At 34.9% G+C, this 19,803-nt stretch carries 16 protein-coding genes; all 16 read right to left on the bottom strand.

Going from position 1 to position 19,803, the window contains the following annotated elements:
* Positions 1-7: 7 nt before the first annotated feature.
* Complete coding sequence (locus tag AC504W_RS05155; RefSeq protein ID WP_494876600.1) at positions 8-1,081, bottom strand: glycosyltransferase; 1,074 nt, start codon at positions 1,079-1,081, stop codon at positions 8-10.
* A 9-nt stretch (positions 1,082-1,090) separates the two neighbouring features.
* Complete coding sequence (locus tag AC504W_RS05160) at positions 1,091-1,984, bottom strand: NAD-dependent epimerase/dehydratase family protein (protein WP_494876601.1); 894 nt, start codon at positions 1,982-1,984, stop codon at positions 1,091-1,093.
* Positions 1,981-3,168, bottom strand: coding sequence for a glycosyltransferase (locus tag AC504W_RS05165; RefSeq protein ID WP_494876602.1), 1,188 nt, complete (start codon positions 3,166-3,168; stop codon positions 1,981-1,983). Before AC504W_RS05165 ends, AC504W_RS05160 begins: the two co-directional genes overlap by 4 nt.
* Positions 3,165-4,286: a class I SAM-dependent methyltransferase gene (locus tag AC504W_RS05170; RefSeq protein WP_494876603.1), complete on the bottom strand. Its 1,122-nt coding sequence runs from the start codon at positions 4,284-4,286 to the stop codon at positions 3,165-3,167. The genes AC504W_RS05165 and AC504W_RS05170 overlap by 4 nt, the downstream gene beginning before the upstream one ends.
* Before the next feature lie 12 nt (positions 4,287-4,298).
* Entirely contained in the window at positions 4,299-5,954 is a 1,656-nt protein-coding gene (locus AC504W_RS05175; RefSeq protein WP_494876604.1) for a glycosyltransferase family protein, read from the bottom strand.
* A gap of 114 nt (positions 5,955-6,068) precedes the next feature.
* Positions 6,069-7,211 (bottom strand): DegT/DnrJ/EryC1/StrS family aminotransferase, encoded by a 1,143-nt coding sequence (locus AC504W_RS05180; protein ID WP_494876605.1) that lies wholly within the window; start codon positions 7,209-7,211, stop codon positions 6,069-6,071.
* The gene (gene cysC / locus AC504W_RS05185) at positions 7,212-7,814 is read right to left on the bottom strand and encodes an adenylyl-sulfate kinase (RefSeq protein ID WP_494879658.1); all 603 of its coding nucleotides are present in this window, start codon (positions 7,812-7,814) and stop codon (positions 7,212-7,214) included.
* A 41-nt stretch (positions 7,815-7,855) separates the two neighbouring features.
* Positions 7,856-8,863, bottom strand: a complete 1,008-nt coding sequence (locus tag AC504W_RS05190) for a sulfotransferase (protein WP_494876606.1) — start codon at positions 8,861-8,863, stop codon at positions 7,856-7,858.
* Between the two features lie 11 nt (positions 8,864-8,874).
* Entirely contained in the window at positions 8,875-9,957 is a 1,083-nt protein-coding gene (locus tag AC504W_RS05195; RefSeq protein ID WP_494876607.1) for a GNAT family N-acetyltransferase, read from the bottom strand.
* Positions 9,947-10,999, bottom strand: coding sequence for a DegT/DnrJ/EryC1/StrS family aminotransferase (locus tag AC504W_RS05200; protein WP_494876608.1), 1,053 nt, complete (start codon positions 10,997-10,999; stop codon positions 9,947-9,949). Before AC504W_RS05200 ends, AC504W_RS05195 begins: the two co-directional genes overlap by 11 nt.
* Positions 11,000-11,011: 12 nt before the next feature.
* Positions 11,012-12,670, bottom strand: a complete 1,659-nt coding sequence (locus AC504W_RS05205) for a glycosyltransferase family 4 protein (protein ID WP_494876609.1) — start codon at positions 12,668-12,670, stop codon at positions 11,012-11,014.
* A gap of 111 nt (positions 12,671-12,781) precedes the next feature.
* Entirely contained in the window at positions 12,782-14,560 is a 1,779-nt protein-coding gene (locus AC504W_RS05210) for an ABC transporter ATP-binding protein (protein WP_494876610.1), read from the bottom strand.
* A complete protein-coding gene (locus AC504W_RS05215) occupies positions 14,557-15,303 on the bottom strand; it encodes an ABC transporter permease (RefSeq protein WP_494876611.1) in 747 nt (248 codons plus the stop codon). Before AC504W_RS05215 ends, AC504W_RS05210 begins: the two co-directional genes overlap by 4 nt.
* A gap of 117 nt (positions 15,304-15,420) precedes the next feature.
* On the bottom strand, positions 15,421-17,292 hold the full coding sequence (gene asnB, locus AC504W_RS05220) for an asparagine synthase (glutamine-hydrolyzing) (protein ID WP_494876612.1): 1,872 nt from the start codon (positions 17,290-17,292) through the stop codon (positions 15,421-15,423).
* A 38-nt stretch (positions 17,293-17,330) separates the two neighbouring features.
* Complete coding sequence (locus AC504W_RS05225; protein WP_494876614.1) at positions 17,331-18,689, bottom strand: hypothetical protein; 1,359 nt, start codon at positions 18,687-18,689, stop codon at positions 17,331-17,333.
* An 86-nt stretch (positions 18,690-18,775) separates the two neighbouring features.
* A complete protein-coding gene (locus tag AC504W_RS05230; protein WP_494876615.1) occupies positions 18,776-19,789 on the bottom strand; it encodes an NAD-dependent epimerase/dehydratase family protein in 1,014 nt (337 codons plus the stop codon).
* Positions 19,790-19,803 lie beyond the last annotated feature (14 nt).

The raw sequence follows: 19,803 nt of genomic DNA on the forward strand, positions 1-19,803 counted from the left end.
TTTACAATCAACTCGATTCATACTTTGCCTTGGTTATAGTAGCCACATATTTCGGATCATGCCATTTATTTACATATTCCAAAGCTGCTGCTGCATGATGGTGCAACTTTTTTCTATCTTCTATACATTGTTGGATAACTTCATAAATATTATTTGGTTCAGCATGAATTATAGTTTCTAAAACATCAGATGCCATTTTTTTAGGTAAAAAATGTAAATCTTCTTTGGCAATTCTAGCGATTACAGGTTTCCCCATCTGCATTGCTTCAACAGCAAAACCACCATACCAGCCAATGAGAATTTGGTCGATGATTAAATCTGCTTGCTGATAAATTTGTATAGCTTGTGCATGAGGTATATTTTCTACGAGACACACTTCTATATATTCTGCGTGAGTTTGTTGCAATCTTTCTAAAGCTGCCAAAATATCAGCACTTCCTTTGGCTTCTCGGTTAGTGGGCGCATGAACGATTTTGAGTTTTTTATTATTTAATTTTGGAGGAAATAGCTCAATTCCTGCAAAACTAAGTGAATACGGTAAAAATGATGATTTATCAGAGGGTAGAAAATAAAGTAAATCAGGATTTAAAGCCCAAATGTGTTTAACGTAAGGCTCGATTTTTTTTAAACCTTCACGTCTATAATTATCTAGCTTCCCAGAATTACATTGCCCTTGATAACAGTTGGGATTATGACAAGCAGCTATTTGTGTCCTTTGCATAGTAGGATATTTCTGTCTAATATCACAACCGTTATAAGTCACAAATAGTTTAGCTTTCTCTGGGTAAAATGGTAGCTCAAACTGATTGAGACCACTATTAGGAAAATGAATTAATGATGAACCAAAGTTAAAGTGAAAAATATCATATTGGTTTCTAATTTGCTTAAAAGCTAATGCCAGTTTTAAAAACCGCCCAGCTTTCAGTTTTATCTTTTGAATATTAAGATTAATATCAGCAGGATATTCTAACCAGTTTTGTTGCGAGATTAAGACTTTACTATCTAATCCTAATGCTTTTTCACCTTGAGCTAATCCCCAAGAGTTACCACCGACAGATGTAGGTAAATGTAGAACTTTCAAGATAACATTTTACCTCTCACAATTATTAGTTGAATGTAGAGATTGCATAATGGTTTTCTCAATACCAATATTAAAAGGGGTAAAAATTGGGTTTAATGCTTGGTTTAATAATGTTGTATCAGCAATTAAATCAAAATAGCGAATTTTATCTGATAGTTCAATATTGACTTGTTTTTGCGAAAAAATTGCAATTTTATGAGCAATCTCTCGTAAAGTAAGAATTTCTTGACTCGCTATATTAATCAAATAATTATTCAAGGATTTTTTTAAAAGTTTTGTTAAAATTTCAACAAGATCATAGATATAAATTACAGATAGTTTTAACCCATCTAAATCAGTGATGTCATTTTTATTTTTTTCAATAAAAATTTTATTGCCTTGTAATGCGGTGTTAATTAATCGAGGAATTAGCTTATCAGTTTGTCCAGGGCCATAAACACCAAATAACCTAGTTATCGTAATATCCATATCATTACGAAAGAGCGCTAGTGCTTCCTCGGCACAAATTTTACTGAGAGAATACCAGTTATCTCTATTAAGAGGAGATGTTTCTCCTAAAGGTTGAAAGCTTGGTGCATAGACATTCCCAGTAGAAGTGTAAATAAAGCGTTTTACTTTAGCTTTACGTGCTGTTTCCGCCAGTTTCACTGCACTAACTACATTCACATTCAATAAATGTGCAGCTTTTTCTGGAACTTGACGATAGTATGGTGATTGCGCTAAATAGATAACAGCATCAGTTCCTGGAATGATAGAAAATTGATCTGATAAAATACCAGTTTCTCCATCAATCCCATTTTGATCAGAAGAACTAAGCCCATACACATCTGCACCCAGTAATTTTAGATGATTAAATAAATATTTACCAATAAAACCTTTATACCCAATAATTAGTACTTTCATTTGGCTAATCCTAAATCTTGATAAGCTTTTTGTAACCTCTGAGCAAAAGCTTCTAGAGTAAAATATCTCTCAATATATTGTCTACTTTTGATACCAATTTCGGTCAATTTATCTCTATTATTCACTAATTCACGCAAGTCTTTTTCCAAAGTCTGAATATGAGTATTAATAATAGGACATTCTTCTGGGTGTAATAGATACTCGTGCGGTTTTCTAATAAAACACATCACAGGCTTACCCATTGCCATACCTTCAAGTGCAAAATAGCCATGAAAACCTATTAAGCATTGATCAAAAATAACATCAGCAGTACGATATATTTCCAAGGCTTGCTCATTAGGTACTTTTTCGACAAGAATCAGTTCGATAGAAACACCTTCAATCTGAAGATTTTCCACTGCTTCAATTAAGAAGTGGGTTCCTTTGAAGATTCGATGATTAGGTGCATGAACGATACGTAAAGGTTTATTTTTATCAAATAGAGGATAAGCAGGTTGATATTTATGGCTACTAGGCCCATCTAAATCTACAGGCCAGAAGAATAAATCATTTCGACTACCAGGGGTGTATTCAATCATATCTCCCATAGAGAAAATACCTGTTGAATACTGTTTAAGTTTTTTTATATAATTTACCCGTTTATTTTCATCACATATACACGCTTGACCAATTAAATTACACTCTGTACAGCAATTAGGTTCTCCTAATCTTTGTGTAGCTTGTTGACTGCGAACATCAGCACCATAAGTCCAGAAAAAAACATGAATACCTAGTAGTTTATAAACTAATAATTCTCGAAAATTTATCTGTAAATGGTTCCAAGACAAAAGTAAACCGCGATCGCAGTATAAATGAAGTCTATCAGCCCAAATGCAAGCCCATAAAAAAATAAATAATGAGGTGAATTTACCTACTAATGGAATTCGAGTCCATTGGCTCAAATTGTAGTCAAAGCTTTGGGTGATAAAATAGGTTTCGTAAACTAACGACCTAGCTTTTACTCCTAACAGACGTTCTGCTTTGGCTTTAAAAGCTAAAGTAATAATGGGAGTTCCTAGCCATAAGCTTTTTATTTGATATGAAGTTAACTTTTTATAAATAAAGCGTAAGGGTGATAAAAATATAGCTATAAGTATCACCCAAATAGATAAAAAATTATAAATGAGCCTAAAAATTTTTTTCACACGACTGGCTTAGTTAATAGAACAGAAATACCATTTGGATTTGCCGGATTAAATTGATAATCGTGAACTCCTAATTCTTGCAGCCATTCTTGCACTTCTTCTTCTGTATGTTGCCAAGCATTGTGAGGATGATACCAGTCAAAGTTGACCATATTATTAGTCTCAAAGTCAAATGCCTCATTCCAAAAGCACTTCGCAAAATTGTAGTAAATCAGTCTTTGGACATCGTGTGTTCCAGCGGGTATGCCGAGAATGGGAATCGATTGATTTAAAGTAATCTTAGCGTTGAGACGACTTAATTCTCGCCCTAACTCAGTCAGCCCTTCACAAGCTTTATAGCAAGACTCTGGATCAAGGTTCGTAAATGATTCTCTAATATATTGGTCACAAAATTGACGGGCTGCTCCCATTTTTTTATAAACATAAAAAAATAACTGCCCACCAGATTTGAGTTTGCTATAAATGGCAAATAAAGCTTTTTTAGTATTAGGAGTATGGTGAAGTACGCCATCGGCAATAATAAAATCAAAAAAGTTGTCGCTAAATGGCATATCCATTAAGTCAGCCTGAACTACATGACAGTTTGGCAAATGTTTTGTATTTTCAAATGTTGTGAAAGCTGCTTCAGAGATATCTACTGCAAAAACTTGTCCTTTTGTATTTTCAGCAATAAATTTCGTGTTAAAACCAGAACCAGGGCCAACTTCCAAAATCCGATCAAATTTTTGATAAAAAGCTTGGAGTTTTTCTAAATTAGGAATACCAAGTTTTTTACAATACCATTCGTACAAAAATTCTTGATGGCTAGATTCTAAACCGTAATTACGAAAGCGACTCCATTTATCAGAGAATGTTTCGTTAGTTAACAGTTGCTCTTTAGCTGATTCTGGTTCGGATTTATCGGCGATCGCACTTAAGCTGTACTTTTCTTCAAACCATTTTAGATCAGGTTTTAATGTTCCCTGTAAAAAACAAGGAACACCTCTGAATACTGGATACCAAGTTTGAGAATTGCTTTTAATAATTCCCTCAATAACTTCTGCCTGCTCTAATTTGAAGGGAATATATTCCACATTTTGAGATAGTGTATCTAGGTAGCCAATTAACTCTTTTTTCATATAAAATATTTTTTATAATTTTTGTAAAAGACCTTGTTTATAGAAAAATTTCTCATAGGCAAGTATTTGCGTTTTTAATGTATCCCATGAGCTATGATGTTTATCAATCCAGCTTTTTGATGATGATGATAAATAGACTAACTTCTCTGGATTTTTAATAATATCTTCCATTTTATGAAAAATATCATCTTCACTTTTACAGTTAATTACAGGTGGTAATTCATTGTATTGTTTGAGAATATCATCTTCTTTAATATAAGTACAAATAGGAGCAGCAACTGCCATTGCTTTAAACACAATGCCACCAAAAGAACCAAGTTTAAACTGGTCAACTACCACATGACAAGCTTTAGCTGTTCTTTCAAATTTTACAGTTCCCATTGGCTGGCTCCAAAAGACGAAATCAGCACAATCTTTTTCAGTCAGTAATTTAATACTATCTTGGACATTTGCTCCCCACTCACAACACACCATCCCGACTTTATAGCCAGCTTGACGAAGATTACAAAAGGCATTTAAGAATATTTCATTGCCTTTATCTGCATATCCTGTTCCAGCTACCCAGTCATGACGTGTAGGAAAGAAAAACAAAAAGTCTGCATCTAATTGTTGACAAAGCTTTTGTCTTAGCTCTTGCCAACCTTCTATTTGCAATCCATGATTTTCATCATAGGGATGATTCATTCCAGATACATTTTTACCAGCTAACAAAATTGCATTATTGATGCAGTCAGAGTTCGTAACAAAAACATGTTCAGCTTCACTATATGCAATAGATGTTAATCTTCCTCGTGCTGTGGGTTCAAAAGGAATATCTCTTAATGTTCCGTGTTCAAAGGCGAAGTAAGAATGTTTTGCTAATAAGGGTAAAATCGGATCTGTAGAATAGCCTTGGATAATATCATAGTTTTCAAAAAGATTGTTCCAGAAGGGAATAATATAACGATAGCCTTCTAAATCTTCACAAGATAACTGGTCTTGACGTTCAGGAAATTTACGTTTAAATATTTCAATTATTTCCTGAACTCTTGCATTAAAGTTAATAGTTTCAGAGGATTTTTTGGAATTTTTGTTTTGCTGAGTTAAATTACTTTTTCGATTAAAAAAATAATTTATTTTTTTAACAGAATTTTTTGATAATAGGCTACGAATTTTTTGATTAATTAAGCTGAGAATGTGATTTTTAATAAAAATAATTTGCTTTACAAGCTTTAATAATTTTATAACTGGAGAAATAACCGCATATAAAATACCATTCATTGAGCAGCGATAAAATCTGTGAATTTCTAATGCTTGCCTCCAAAACCATGCTAAGAATATTTTATTTTGACGTTTTGCTGTTAAGTAAAACAAGCAATATAATATGTAACCTTGAGCAAACCATTTAGGGCGTTGAAATTGTTTTAACTTTACTGCATTCCAGTCAGGAAAAAACTGGTCTTTAATCTCTCCTTCAAAATCTGCATCTTCCCATTCTGGGCAACCCATAATGTGGTAGTAGTCATAACATATAACATCACAATCAAATCCTATTTGATTTAAAAGTTTGGCGTTATTATAAGCGTTGTTGGCGATATTACCTATGTGTAAAATACTTGGTTTGCGTCCATGTTTTTGTTGAAATTCTTTGATCCATTGAAAAGAATTATTTAATTCTGTCTCATTCATAATACTTATTTAAAAGAAGTAATTTTATGTAAAAATACACATTTTAGATATAAATCAATTTGTTGATTAATTAGCCTCTATTAGTTGAATTATTTTTTTCTGCAAAACTTATTATCACATTGCCGAGTGTCTTCTAAGACCAGCTTTCAAGGAATTTACTACTAGCTGTTGATCGCTGTCTGTCATTCCTGGGAAGATGGGTAATGTAATTGACAAGTCTTCTGCATTGGCAGCATTGGAATATTGTTCAGCTTTGAGGTTGTATTTGTTTTGGTAATAACCAAGGCGGTGGACAGCGTGGGTTCCTGGCCTAGTTTGGATACCTTCTTCTGCTAGTGCTTCCATGATGGCGTTGCGACGATTGTTGCCACCTTCTAGGATGCGTATTACATAAGATTGGTAACTGTGTCCACACATAGGAGGTATGCTAGGTGTGACAATATCAGCTATGTCTTCTAGAAGCACATTGTATTGTTTAGCGCAACTAATCCGATCTGATAAAAGTTGATTGAGCTTTGCCATTTGTGCTAGACCGATCGCAGCTTGGATATCGCTAAAACGGAGATTAAAGCCTAAGTGATCAAATCGCCCCATATAATATGGCTTTGTCGCCTCAATATCAGGGTTGGGAGAAGCACCGTGATTTCGTAAAACTTTTAGTCTATCGGCTAATTCCGCATTATTAGTTGTGACCATTCCGCCTTCGCCTGTGGTAATGACTTTGCGCGGATGAAACGAGAAGCAACCTATGTCACCAAGTCCGCCGACTGGCTGGCTATTATATGTGGTGCCAACTGCACAAGCGGCATCTTCTATGATGGCAATATTATACTTTTGGGCGATCGCTAAAATTTCTTGCATTCGTGCAGCTAGTCCAAATAGATGCACTACGACTACAGCTTTGGTTTTGGGAGTGATCGCTGCTTCCAGAGCTACAGGGTCAATATTAAATGTATCGATTTCTATATCAGCAAAGACTACCTTAGCACCTGCGTATTCAGCACAATGAGCAGATGTCACCCAGGTAAATGCTGGGACAATTACTTCATCTCCTGGCTGTAATTGCAAAGCCATCGCCGCCAGATGTAAAGCAGCGGTACAAGAGGTGGTAGCTAGAGCATATTTTACTTGGTGGCGCTGTTGAAATAACTCTTCAAATTGGCGAGTCATCGGCCCTTGAGTCACCCATCCTGAGTCTAAGCATTGCTTGACCATAAGGATTTCTTGCTCGTCGAAGGCTGGGGAAGTGATCTGCATTTATTTACCAATAAATTTTTCTAAAATTAGGCGATCGCAATAGTTTTGTACTACTAAATGTTCTAATACTTTAGTCACACTATCTGTTAAATTCTCTTGGTCTGTGCAACATTCCACTTCTGGATTGAGTGGTTGTTCATAAGGGTCATCAATCCCAGTGAAGTTTTTGAGTTCTCCAGAACGTGCTTTTTTGTACAAACCCTTAACATCTCGCATTTCGCAAACTTCTAGAGGCGCATTGACAAATACCTCAATGAAATACCCAATATGCTGTCTAACTTCTTCCCGGACTTGACGATATGGCGAAATTACTGAAACCAAGACAATGACTTCATTGCGAGTTAACAGGTTAGCAATAAAACCAATGCGGCGAATATTTTCATCGCGGTCAGCTTTGCTAAACCCTAGACCTTTGCTGAGGTGCTGTCGGACTAAATCTCCGTCTAGTAATTCGACCTTATAGCCTTGCGATCGCAACTCTAGTTCGACTTGGGAGCTAATTGTCGTTTTACCTGCTCCACTCAGACCTGTAAACCAAACTGTCACACCACGCTGTTTCAGTTTTATACAACCTCCAGTCAATGCAGTCAGAGATAAAATTATAGTGACAAGTGCTGGTTTGTCAATCTGAATTACCAAAAAAATTATTGTCTGGCTGCGTCTTCTAAAGCTTGTCTAAGTTTTAATCTAACTGGATTTTCCTCATCAATCCTTTGTGGAGCCGATAAATTAGCTACTGGATGACCAACTTTTGGGATATCACAGCCGATGTGCGCCATTTTTTTGACGAAACTATCAATAATAACTTCTGGTGTTTGAACTAACTCTTCATAGCTAATCACCATTTTTCGTTCATTGCTGACTTGTGCTAAATCTCTGGCAATAGTATGACGGATTGTTAACAACTGTCCTGCTATTTGTTCTTCAGGCGGTAGTTCTTTGAGAATTGGGTAATTTCTGGTTCTGAAAGACCACCATTTCTCCACAGAACCTAATCTTTCTTGACGTACACGCCAAACAGATTCTGCAACATCAACTAAATTTCGTTGCAAATCGATGAAAAAGACGTTGGGAATTTGATTTAATATGGAAATAAAAAAATCACATAATAAGCACTTAAATATCACAGGCTGTGCAAATATATTGGCAATTGCATTTAATTCCGCAGTCAATTTTTCCAGATTGACTTTTTGTAAATCTTGCTCATCTGGCTCATGAACATCATCACAAACTCCCAAATGGCGCGACCAAAAATAACCAAATTCATGGGGTTCTTCTATCCGCTTGGTTACGCCATGCTGACTTTTATATTGTCGGCATTCCTGAAAGCGATCGCCTATTAAGATTTTTTGCATAAAAGCACCCACAGCAGGTGTTTCATAAAATCGTGCCATTAAATTTGATGGGTATCCAATATCTAAGCGCGACGCTAATATCTGACTGAGTAAAGTAGAACCAGACCTTTGAGTGCCTAAAATTAAAATAATTGGCTGATTTACTTCTCCCACCGCTTGAGTTTCCAACATATTTTGCAGTGGTATCAGCATTTGATTTATATTTTGAAAAATTTCTTCCTCAAATTGATTTTTTTGAAAGGCACTTAATCTCTCTTGAGCATCAAAAGAGGATTTTGCTTTATAATCTTTATTCATATTTTCTAACTTTAAGTATTTTTAAGTAAATTAAATGGTAGAACATAGAAATAGGAGTATTCAGCCAAAATTTGTTTACTTGTCAGTTGACGTAAAGAATTTGAATTCTCATACTCTTTGATGTAATAAAAGTATTTTTTATCTTGTGTACCCCAACGAGATTTAAAATTATATACTCCCGTTTGTGTCAACCAAGTCCCACCCCAATTCCAGTAAAGACAACCACGTTTTGCTGCTTCTAACATCGCTTCATATATAATCAGACTCATCGGTTGATAGATGCGATAGCTGGCTAAGGTAGCAGGTGTATAATATTCAGCCGTGCGATTGTAGAAAAATACTAATAAGCCTGCAATAATTTGCCCATCTTTTTCTGCTAAATATATGCGGTAATCTTGGTCATAAACAAATGTTTCTCGAATCGCCTTAAAAATAGAAAAAGGCTTAGATATTCCCCCAATAGCTGAAATATTTTCCTCATGTAAATCTACTAAAGCTTGTAAAGTTGCCAATGAATCAGAATGATATATGGTAATTTCACTTTTTTGGGCTTTTCTCACACAGTTACGTGTTTTTTGGTGAAACAAGTGCATGAGAGAGTCAGCAATTTTTTCCTGGTTGCTAATATCCGTAGGTAAATTAACTAATTGTCCAATACGTTCATCCCGTAAGGTATATAAAGAATGAGACTCATAAAAATCAATATCAGATTCTAAAGGATTAGAGATTAACGTCGAAACTACTACAGATTCTTGAACAGCTAAAGCATGAAAAGCCTCAATAAGTGATTGTTTAACTTTTTCTGGATTGGCTGCTTGGGGTGAAATAATTACTCCCCCATTACTTCCATAAAAAGGTAAAGAGTTGAGTACATTTCCATAGGTAGAGTTACGTTTGATAAATGATGGTAATGCACCAACTAAACATCCAGAATCGTAAGCTAAAAGATAATAATCCTGACTATTAACTAAAATTCGCTGCAAAAAATTTCGATATTTTATCGAGCTATAAAGAAGAGAAGATGAACGATAATGTAATAAATCTTCGTAGGCGTATTCCTTATTTGGTGTTAACAGTTCAACTTCAATGCTCATGGTTTTTTGACCAGATGGTATGACAAGCTAATACTACTTGTTGAACTTCTGCATTAGATAAGGCAGGATATATAGGCAACGAAACTGTTTCGGCAAATACTCTTTCGGCTATGGGAAATTGATGTGGTTCTAAACCCAGCAAGCGGTGTAATAAATTATCTACACCACGTCTCACTTGAATGTGATGTTGATAAAATTGCTGTTGGTAAGTCTCAAAATTACCGTTAACTCTGACAGCAAATCTAAAAAAAGTGCTTATCTGGTTGATAGCTGCTGGAAGTTGCAATGAGCAATTCTGGAGATGGTGTAAATAGTAGTTAGCAATTTCTTGTCGTCGTTGTAAGAAGTGTGAATATCGGGAAAGTTGGCTTAAACCTAAAGCTGCTTGTAAATCTGTGAGGGGTGCAGCTATTCTTCCTTTTACAGAAAAGCTATCTCCATCACGCAGCGATCGCATCTTTTCTAACAGGTTACTACTATTTGATACTGCCATCCCTCCTTCCCCTGTAGTTAAGCACTTGGTAGCATGAAAAGAAAATATGCCAATAGTGCCAATACTTCCGACTTTAGCACCATTAATACTACTGCCAAAAGCCTGACAGCAATCTTCAATAATGGGTATACCAAAACATTGCAAAGCGTAAGTATCAACAGCAATACCAAAAATATGTACAACAATAATTGCTGCTGTTTTAGAAGTTAATTGAGCAGCAATAGTCTCCTGTGTCATATTCCCATCATTGCCAATATCACACAGAACTGGTTTAGCACCTACACTAATTACCGACTCCATCACGCTTTTGCAAACGTAGGTAGGTAAAATTACTTCATCGTCACAGTTCACACTTAATGCTGTTAAAGCTAATACTAAAGCAGATGAACCACTAGCAACTGCAACCCCACCAGCTACACCCAAGTAATCAGCCACTTTTGTTTCTAACTGATGAACTAACTGGCCTTGAGCAATCATCCCACTAGTTAATACAGTTGCAACAGCTTGTTGATCAGCTTCTGTAATCCAAGGCTTAGAGTGGGTAATCATTAATCAAATCATTTAATTACTACATGGTTGCTGGCAAGCAGTGTGATAAGCATTTTCTTCTGCACTGACATCATCCCACAATGGGTTAATTAAATCCTGTGGGAGTGCGACTTGATCTGCTGTTAACCGCAATAAAGCCTGCATCAAGGGGATTGTTTTCTCTTCACCATGATTCCGCACTAACCATTGTCGCAACTCTCTACCTTTTTGTTCTCGCAACTCAGGATTATCGACTAAAACAAGTAATGCTTGAGCAATTTCAGCAGGTGTACTGACATTAACCATAGGTGCAACATCACCCAAATACAAGGTTTCATATTGCTCTGTGCGGAGTTTAATAATTACTGGCTTACCAATTGCTGCTGCTTCTAAGGCGGTTGCACCATAGTAACCATAGACAAACTGATCTAATACAATGTCACAAGAACGGTAGTAATCAATTAAACGTTTTTTGCCAACGGGATTGAGAATGATAAATTGATTCTCTATCCCAGATGATGGCAATTTTTGTCTAAATTCTGCTGCATAATTACCCCAAGCCAGAAATATAAACCGAATTTCTGGTTTTTGTTGAGCTACATTAATTAAAGCTTGAAAAAAAGTTTCATCTTGACCTTTAACTTCTTTATCTAACCTAGATGTAGTTAGTACATATACCCCTTTACCATATTTTGCTTCCCATTCTTTTCTGGCTTGTCCTTCTCCAGGAAAATAGCGAGAATCATCCATTGGATAAGGTAAATATACACCGTTCGTTAACCCAAGCCGCCGACAATGACCTAAAGTATGAGGATTAGAAATCATTAAAAACCTAGCCGCATTAAAAGCTAAATTCATGATTTGACCAAAATCATTCCCCATACCAGTAGAAAATTGCAAATCCCCACCAGTAGAAGCAACACAGTAAGGTTTCCCACTGAGATATGCTGCTATGGGAATATTTATACCGTAGATAACATCAAATTGAGAAAGGGCTTTAGCTAAATGATAATATGGATAAACACCTTGGTAAGCCATGAATGGCTCATGACGTAAACAAAATGAGTCTTTTAATAAATGTAGTAAAGGTGTGCGATCGCCATCACAAAACTTGAGATAAGCTGAATAAAACTGAGAACCTTCTAAAGGTATTCGGTAACAGGGTATCTCTAAAGAAATATCAGGATGAGCATTTAAGAAATTTGTTCCATCCAGTAAATCTAGAAATTCTCCATCAAAATTCTCCCATTCTGGTGCGCCGATCGCACTCACATCAGCAACATTGGGAAATAAAGCTACTTCATAATGATATTTCTGCACTAACATAGCCCATTTGTGCATATTTTGAGCCATGTTATCCAGAAATCCACATTTCATTGGCTCTGGGTGTTGATTAAAATAATCCAATGCAAATTGCCAGACAGATTCAGAATAACTACGAAATCGGCTAATATTATTTGCTGTCAAATAAGGATGATTCCAAGGAAATAGATCAATGCTGTTATATCTATTTTTTTGAAACCTTTCTTCCAGTGGAATAAACTTACTATTGTCAATTTCTAACTCTAATTGCTCACTTTGTAACTCTGTCAGATGATTCTCTAGTACTATTTTTTCTTCTTTTATTGAGGTAATTATTGCCAGCTTAGATACAAATTTATAAAATATATCTTTGATAATGGATTTAGGCATATTAAATGCTATTAAATACAGTTTAGCTAAAGTTAAAAATTAAACCTGGCATATTTTAGATATCTTTGTCGGGTATATCAGTCCAAACTACATCTTTAATAAACAATTAATTTAAATATCTTCTGTGATATATTCCACAGGTACTTGTATATTAACTAAACCAAAACAAACTCCAGGAAATTCATTATTGACTTTAAATTTTAAACCAGAAACATTACGCGCTAAAACTTCGCTATAAGGAAAATTATTTTCATAATTCCAACCATTAGCGCAGTAAGCAGAAACACTGTATTCTCCTGCGGCTATATAGTTTTCTTTAAATTTAAAGCAAACCTTGACTCTACCACTAATATTATGCAAATTATAGTTTTTCAATCCACTAGATTGCCAAAAAGTATGTACACCATCAGAACGAGTAATTTTAATACCCACATCAGCAACAGCAACTAGACGATTGGCAAATATTGTAACTGTAATTTCAAAAGGTTGGTGTGCATCGATGGTATATTTGTCTTCTCCATTAACAGTGAGGTTAATTTCTTCTATTTCTATATCAGGTTTACTTTCTTCCTGTATTTTATGCAAAGTCAATTGATAATCTTCAACAGAAATAGATGGGATTTCTAATTTTGCAATAGTTGACTCCCATCCATCTTGTAAATTTTGATATTCAACTGTATCTACTTTCTGCCAAGTGCCTGTTTTATAATTAATAAATTCAATATTAATTTTCTCTTTATCTAAAATAGATCTACTTTCTACTAATAAATTTAAGTTATAACTTTTTGCTTTTAAAATATCTGGCGGTAATTTGATAAATATATAACCACCATTTTTCTTTCCAGATTTAGCACTCAAAATTCTGCATTCATAACCATCTTTAAAATATAGTCTTCCCCATTCAGACTCTAATAGATCTAGGCAAACATTAACATCTGGATCCTCTAAATTTTGCAGTGTTAATGGAACTATTAAATCTTCCCAAGAATCACTAGATAATTTGATATGGCGAATGTAATGTGTATCTGCAAAAATGCAATTGTCTTGATTAGAAACTAATCTGACTATCAATATATTAGATTCAGTAACATCTAGGTTACTTACAAGATATGTACTCTGCTGCTTTTTTGCCATATTGCCAATTCTTGTGGCTTCATCTTCACGCTTGCGATAATCTTCTTCGTACTTATTTAGTACATATTCGGCTTCACCCATTTCCCGTAGTGAGCCATTATCTAGCCAAATGACCGTATCACATAACATTTGTACTGCACTGGTAGAGTGACTCACAAATATTAATCCTTTTCCCTGATCGCATAAATCTATCATTCTTTTAGTAGCTTTGCCCATAAAATAAGCATCGCCAACACTTAAAATTTCATCAACAACTAATATTTCTGGTTTAATCGCAGTCGTAATTGCAAATGCAAGTTTAGCATTCATGCCTGAACTATAAGTTTTCACTGGTGCATAAATGAAATGCCCTAATTCTGTAAATTCAATAATTTCTTCTGTAATTATTTCAATCTCTTCTTTGAGGCAACCATTCATAATTAAATTAAACCGGATATTTTCTAAGCCAGTCTCTTCAGGATTTAAAAATGAAGTTAGACTTAACATGGCAGAAATTTTGCCATTAACTGCTACCTGTCCAGCAGTAGGCTTTAAATTACCTGTAATTATTTTTAATAAAGTACTTTTACCAGAGCCATTTGGCCCAATAATCCCGACTTTTTGTTTAGCTTTAATTGCAAAGCTAACATCTTGCAGCGCCCAAAAAAGGTCGTGACGTATTTTCCCAGTTACCATCTCTAAAAACATACTTTTAGGGGATGAGTATACTGGATATGCCATTGATAAATTTTTAACTGAAATTATGTCTTCCATCATAGTAAGTTTCCAAACATTACCTGTAACTTACAAAATATTTTATAGCCGATCGCAAAAACCAGATGACTCATAATTATGGCAGCAATCCACGCAAAAGGATGCTGAAATTTTCCGAAATAAAGTGCATCTTGATAGCACCAGATGATATAGCTAAATGGGTTAATATATAGTAGAGGTTGAAATAGTTGTGGGATTTGCTCTGGTAAATAAAAAATTGGCAGTAAGTAAACTCCAATTACTGTAAAAACTTGGACAAAATCTTTAATATCTTTGAAGTAAACACCTATAGCAGATAGAATGTAAGCTATCCCAATCATCATTAAAAACTGAATAAATAAAAGAATTGGTAATAAAACAAAGGTGAGATGGATTTTTTGAAATGCGAGGCTGACGTAGATAATTAAGATTAATAAGAATATAAGTTGATTAATTAATGAAGAAATAACACTTTTAATTGGTAAAATTGCAATTGGAAATACTAATTGTTTAACTAAATTGGCATGACTAATAATTACTGTACTAGCTTTACCCAAAATTTCTTGCAAACTCAACCAGGGAATTAGACCTGATAATATGTAGGTTGTATAGTCAAAAGGTAAATTTCTATTCGCACCGATTTTAATTTTAAACACAAAAACAAATATAAAAATATAAACACCCATTAAAGTTAACGGGTGCAATATTGCCCAAACATTACCTAAAACTTGACCTTTATATCTGTCAGTAATTTCACGTTTAGCCATTTCCAAAATTAACTGTCTGTGCCTTTGAAATAGATAGGCTATTTCTCGAAATGGCAGCAAATTATCTTTTAGGGTAAACATTCTGTAAAAGAAAGTAATAAATATGAGCTAAGGAAGTTATAAAAAAAGACTACACCATTTTTCTAAATTCAGCAGTGACCAGATTAATAAGCGGCGATTAGCTTTTCCTTGCAAATGCTCATCAACTAATTGACTAACGGCTGATTGGTCTAAAAAATTGTAAATCTTAGCATGATTATTTTCAATTGTGCGACGCACATAATCAATACTTTCTCCTTTAAACCAACTAGCATCTGGTGCAGAAAATCCCTGTTTAACTCGTTCCGTTAACACCTTGGGAATATAGTTGCTCATGACTTTGCGGAGCAATAATTTCCCATCTTTATTTTTTTGAAAGTATTTATCTGTCTTGTTCCCTGGTTCATTTTCATTTAATCTGATAACTTCTGTGAGATTGCCCAATTTTAACCGAGTGGGGATTTTCATGGCAAAATCGACCAAATCGTTATCTAAAAATGGCACTCTTGTTTCTAAAGAATGCGCCATACTCAATTTATCTTCTACAACTAGAAGCCCATGTAAAAAAGTTTTGGCTTCAAAATAAAGAGAGTGATTAACATAGTCTTCTGGACGAGTTAGCTCAACAGAATGCTGTTTAAAAACACTGCTAAATATATCTTTAGTAGAAATATGCTCTATTTTTGCTCGAATAGGTTGAAAAATACTTTGAATTTCTTCTGGAGATAGTAACCGTTGCCAAAATCCGTAGTATTTATCAACGTAATGTTCAAAGTCATCATTAACAACTGCACGATAATAGCGCCAAGGATAACCAGCAAAAAGTTCATCTCCACCAGTACCAGCCAGCACAACTTTGACAAATTTACTGGCTAATTGGGCTACATAAAAATTTGGATAACTCTGTCCTACACGCGGTTCTTCTAAATGCCACGCTAAACGTGGCATTACTCGTTCCATATCACCAGCTTTCAAGACCATTTCGTAGTGTTCGGTCTTGAATAAATAAGACATATATTCAGCAGCTTCTCGCTCATCATAACTCACTTCGACACCCGAAGCTGAGTTAAGGTCAAAACCACAAGTGAATGACTTGATATAAGGAAGTTGTTGTGCTGCGATCGCAGTAATTGAGCCACTGTCTATTCCCCCGCTTAAATAAGCTCCTAGTTCAACATCACTAATTAATTGACGGTTGACTGCTTGGCGAAATAATCTATCTAATTCTTCTAAATATTCTCTGTCATCTAAAGGATTGTCTGGCTCAACAAAATGATAATCCCAATATTGTTGTTGTACTGACTTTTGTGTGTCTAATGATAGACACATATATGTTCCCGCTGGTAACAGTTTTATATCTTTAAATAAAGTTTTTTCAGTTAAGAAATTTTGAAATGTCAAATATTCCAGTAATCCCTCAAAATCTATAGATCGAGGATAATCTGGATGTGCCATAATGGCTTTTACTTCGGAACCAAAGATAAATTTAGTGCCTGTGTTTGTGTAATATAAAGGTTTAATTCCGTAGCGATCGCGTGCTAAAAATAATTCTCTGCGCCGCTTATCCCAAATCGCTACGGCAAACATCCCATTTAATCGATTAAGACATTTTTCTCCCCATTCTGCATAAGCATAGAGTAATACCTCGCTATCGGTACGGGAACGAAATTGATAACCTAAAGATTCTAATTCAATGCGTAATTCGTTAAAGTTATAAATTTCTCCGTTGTAGGTCATAATCAACTGACCATCGATTGTAGACATTGGTTGATGACCAGCCGGAGATAAATCGATGATTGCTAAACGACGATGACCTAAACCTAGACAATTATCAATATATTGTCCTTCACCATCTGGGCCGCGGTGAGCGATCGCGTCTGTCATTTTTTTGAGTATCACTGGGGATACTGAGTCGCCATCTAGATTAAGTATACCTGCAATTCCACACATTCAATTTCGGTAAATTTTGTTACTGAAAATCAAAATTTTTATAACTCTAATTTAATTTCATTAGACATTGGATAAACTTTCTTACCCACAGATTCACCATGAGCATCATAAGGCATCACAGAGACATAATAAGCGGATTGTTTAGGTAATGATAATTCTACCTTGGTATCTGATGTTGTAATTAAATTGATTTCATGATGTGGCTCTTGATTAAGATATTTATACATTTCTGGGTTCCAACCACCTCTATTACTCCAATATTTTTCTACTTTTTTATCGCTTCTCCATTCGTTATAAGACCATTCTCTTTGATGTTGAGATATGTATATTTTATAACCTAGTAAATCGTTATCAAAATCTTTACTAGGCTCCCACTCTAAAATTACTTTGCTTCTTTCTTTATCCTGAAAAATTTCTATATTTTTAAATATAATTTCTGTAGGAGCATAATAAATAGGTTGACTCTCCTGAAGAATTCTTTTTTTATCTAAAACACTTTTATAATAATCCCACCCATAAAATTTATCTTTTTCTTGTTTAGCATTGGCAGTTTTTTTGTAGTAATAAGGTAATGTACCTTCATAAGCCTTTTGGTAAAAATAAAAATAAGATGGATATATGTATGTATATGGCATCTGTTCTATTTCATCCTTTACCTTGTTTTTATCTAGCCAACTTTTAAAAAATAACTCTTGATATGCGGCCACTGAGTCTATTGAGTAAGGCGTTTGGCTGAGTTGTGCAAATGAAGGTATAATTCCATTTTTTATAACTGTTTCTCCATCAGTAAAAATATCTGTATCAAAGTAATGGTACTGTTGTTCATAAAATACTTCAGCCAATACATGGTTTCCTGCTTGAACTAAGCGAGCTTTGTATCCACCAGCTTTAAACAAATCTACAGCTAATCTAGCTCCATGACCACATCGCATTTCCCCTAATTCCAGTAATACTAACGGATCAAATACTGGTGTTTTATCTGGGTAAGTTGGTTGCAAATACGCATTATGCAAACTACTTCTACGCAAAAATTTTAACAAAGCAATATGTTTTTCTGTATTCGTTTGAGTATTTTTGGTGACTTCTACAAATATATGTTTTAGAGCTTTTCTCCGATTTACTCCTTTCAATTGTTGTTCAACTTTCAACAGACGATTAAAATCATAATCATAAGTTATGTCTATTTTTTCTAATGGTTTTCCTAATCTTAAGGGTGAATATTTTGGGTTGTAAAAATCTGTACCTTGTCGTTCATATTTAGCGATTTGAAAGTTTTTAATATAATTTTCTGTCTTTTGATAGTTGACGTAATTAGACCAGAGAAATACTGCTAATAAACCTAAAATAAAGAAAATGAGTAAGTTTTTACGATGACGAAGAAATAATTTAATAATCATTACATCGGCTAAATAAGATTGACATCTAATCATGAATTAGATTAGATGTAATACACAATTCACCTTATGAATGATTTGCTCAGGATTTAATCAGCTATTCCTACTGCGCGGCGGCGACTAGCGACTTCTTCTTTGTGACTATTGCGCCATTCAATAAGTTTCGCTAGTCCTTCTTTGAGTTGTAATTTGGCTTCAAAATCAATTTCCGCAGCAGCTTTTTTAGGACAACCGACACGGTTAGTCACAAAGGTTTGACCACCTGGTTCATATTGAATTTTTAAGTCAGATCCAGTAACTTCTAAAATTAATTCTGCTAACTCTTTAATAGTGGTTTTAATGCCAGTACCAACATTATAAAAACCATCTGTAGCGGTTGATTTCATCGCACAAACGTTAGCTCTAGCACAATCTCCGACATAGATAAAATCGTAAGCTTGTGAGCCATCACCATAAACTACTGGGGGTAATCCTTTATCTAGTCTGTCCAAGATTTTCATAATTACGGCAATATAAGTACCCTGATAATCTTGGCGCGGCCCGTAAACGTTCATGTAACGCAATCCAACATAATCAAAGTGTTTTTCTGTACCTTTGTAGCGATGATACAGAGAACGACACATGTGTTCGCCTGCGATTTTTGTTGCCCCGTAGAAAGTAGTATTGTTATATGGGTGATCTTCTCGCATCGGTTCTTCAATAGCATCACCATACACAGAAGCCGAGGAAGAATAAACCAGCTTTTGTACACCGTTATTAATACAAGCTTCTAAGACATTAAACGTACCGCCAATATTAACTTCAAAGGCAGAACGGGGATAATCGTAGCAGTGTAATAACCACAACGCAGCAAAATGAAAAACCCCATCAATGCCTTTCATTGCCTGATCTAAAATATCTCGATGGAGTAGTTCACCACCTAAAGGAAAAACATTTACTCGTGGGTCTTTAAAAGCTTCAGTTAAATTTTCTTGTCTGCCGCGAGTGAAATTATCGTAAATGCGGATTTCTGCAACATCTTCTTTTAGTAATTGATCAACTGTGTGAGAACCAATTAATCCAGCGCCACCAATCACTAAAAGTCGCTTGCCTTGTAAATCCATAATTTTTCTCCAGT

This window comes from Nostoc sp. C96, assembly GCF_059384975.1.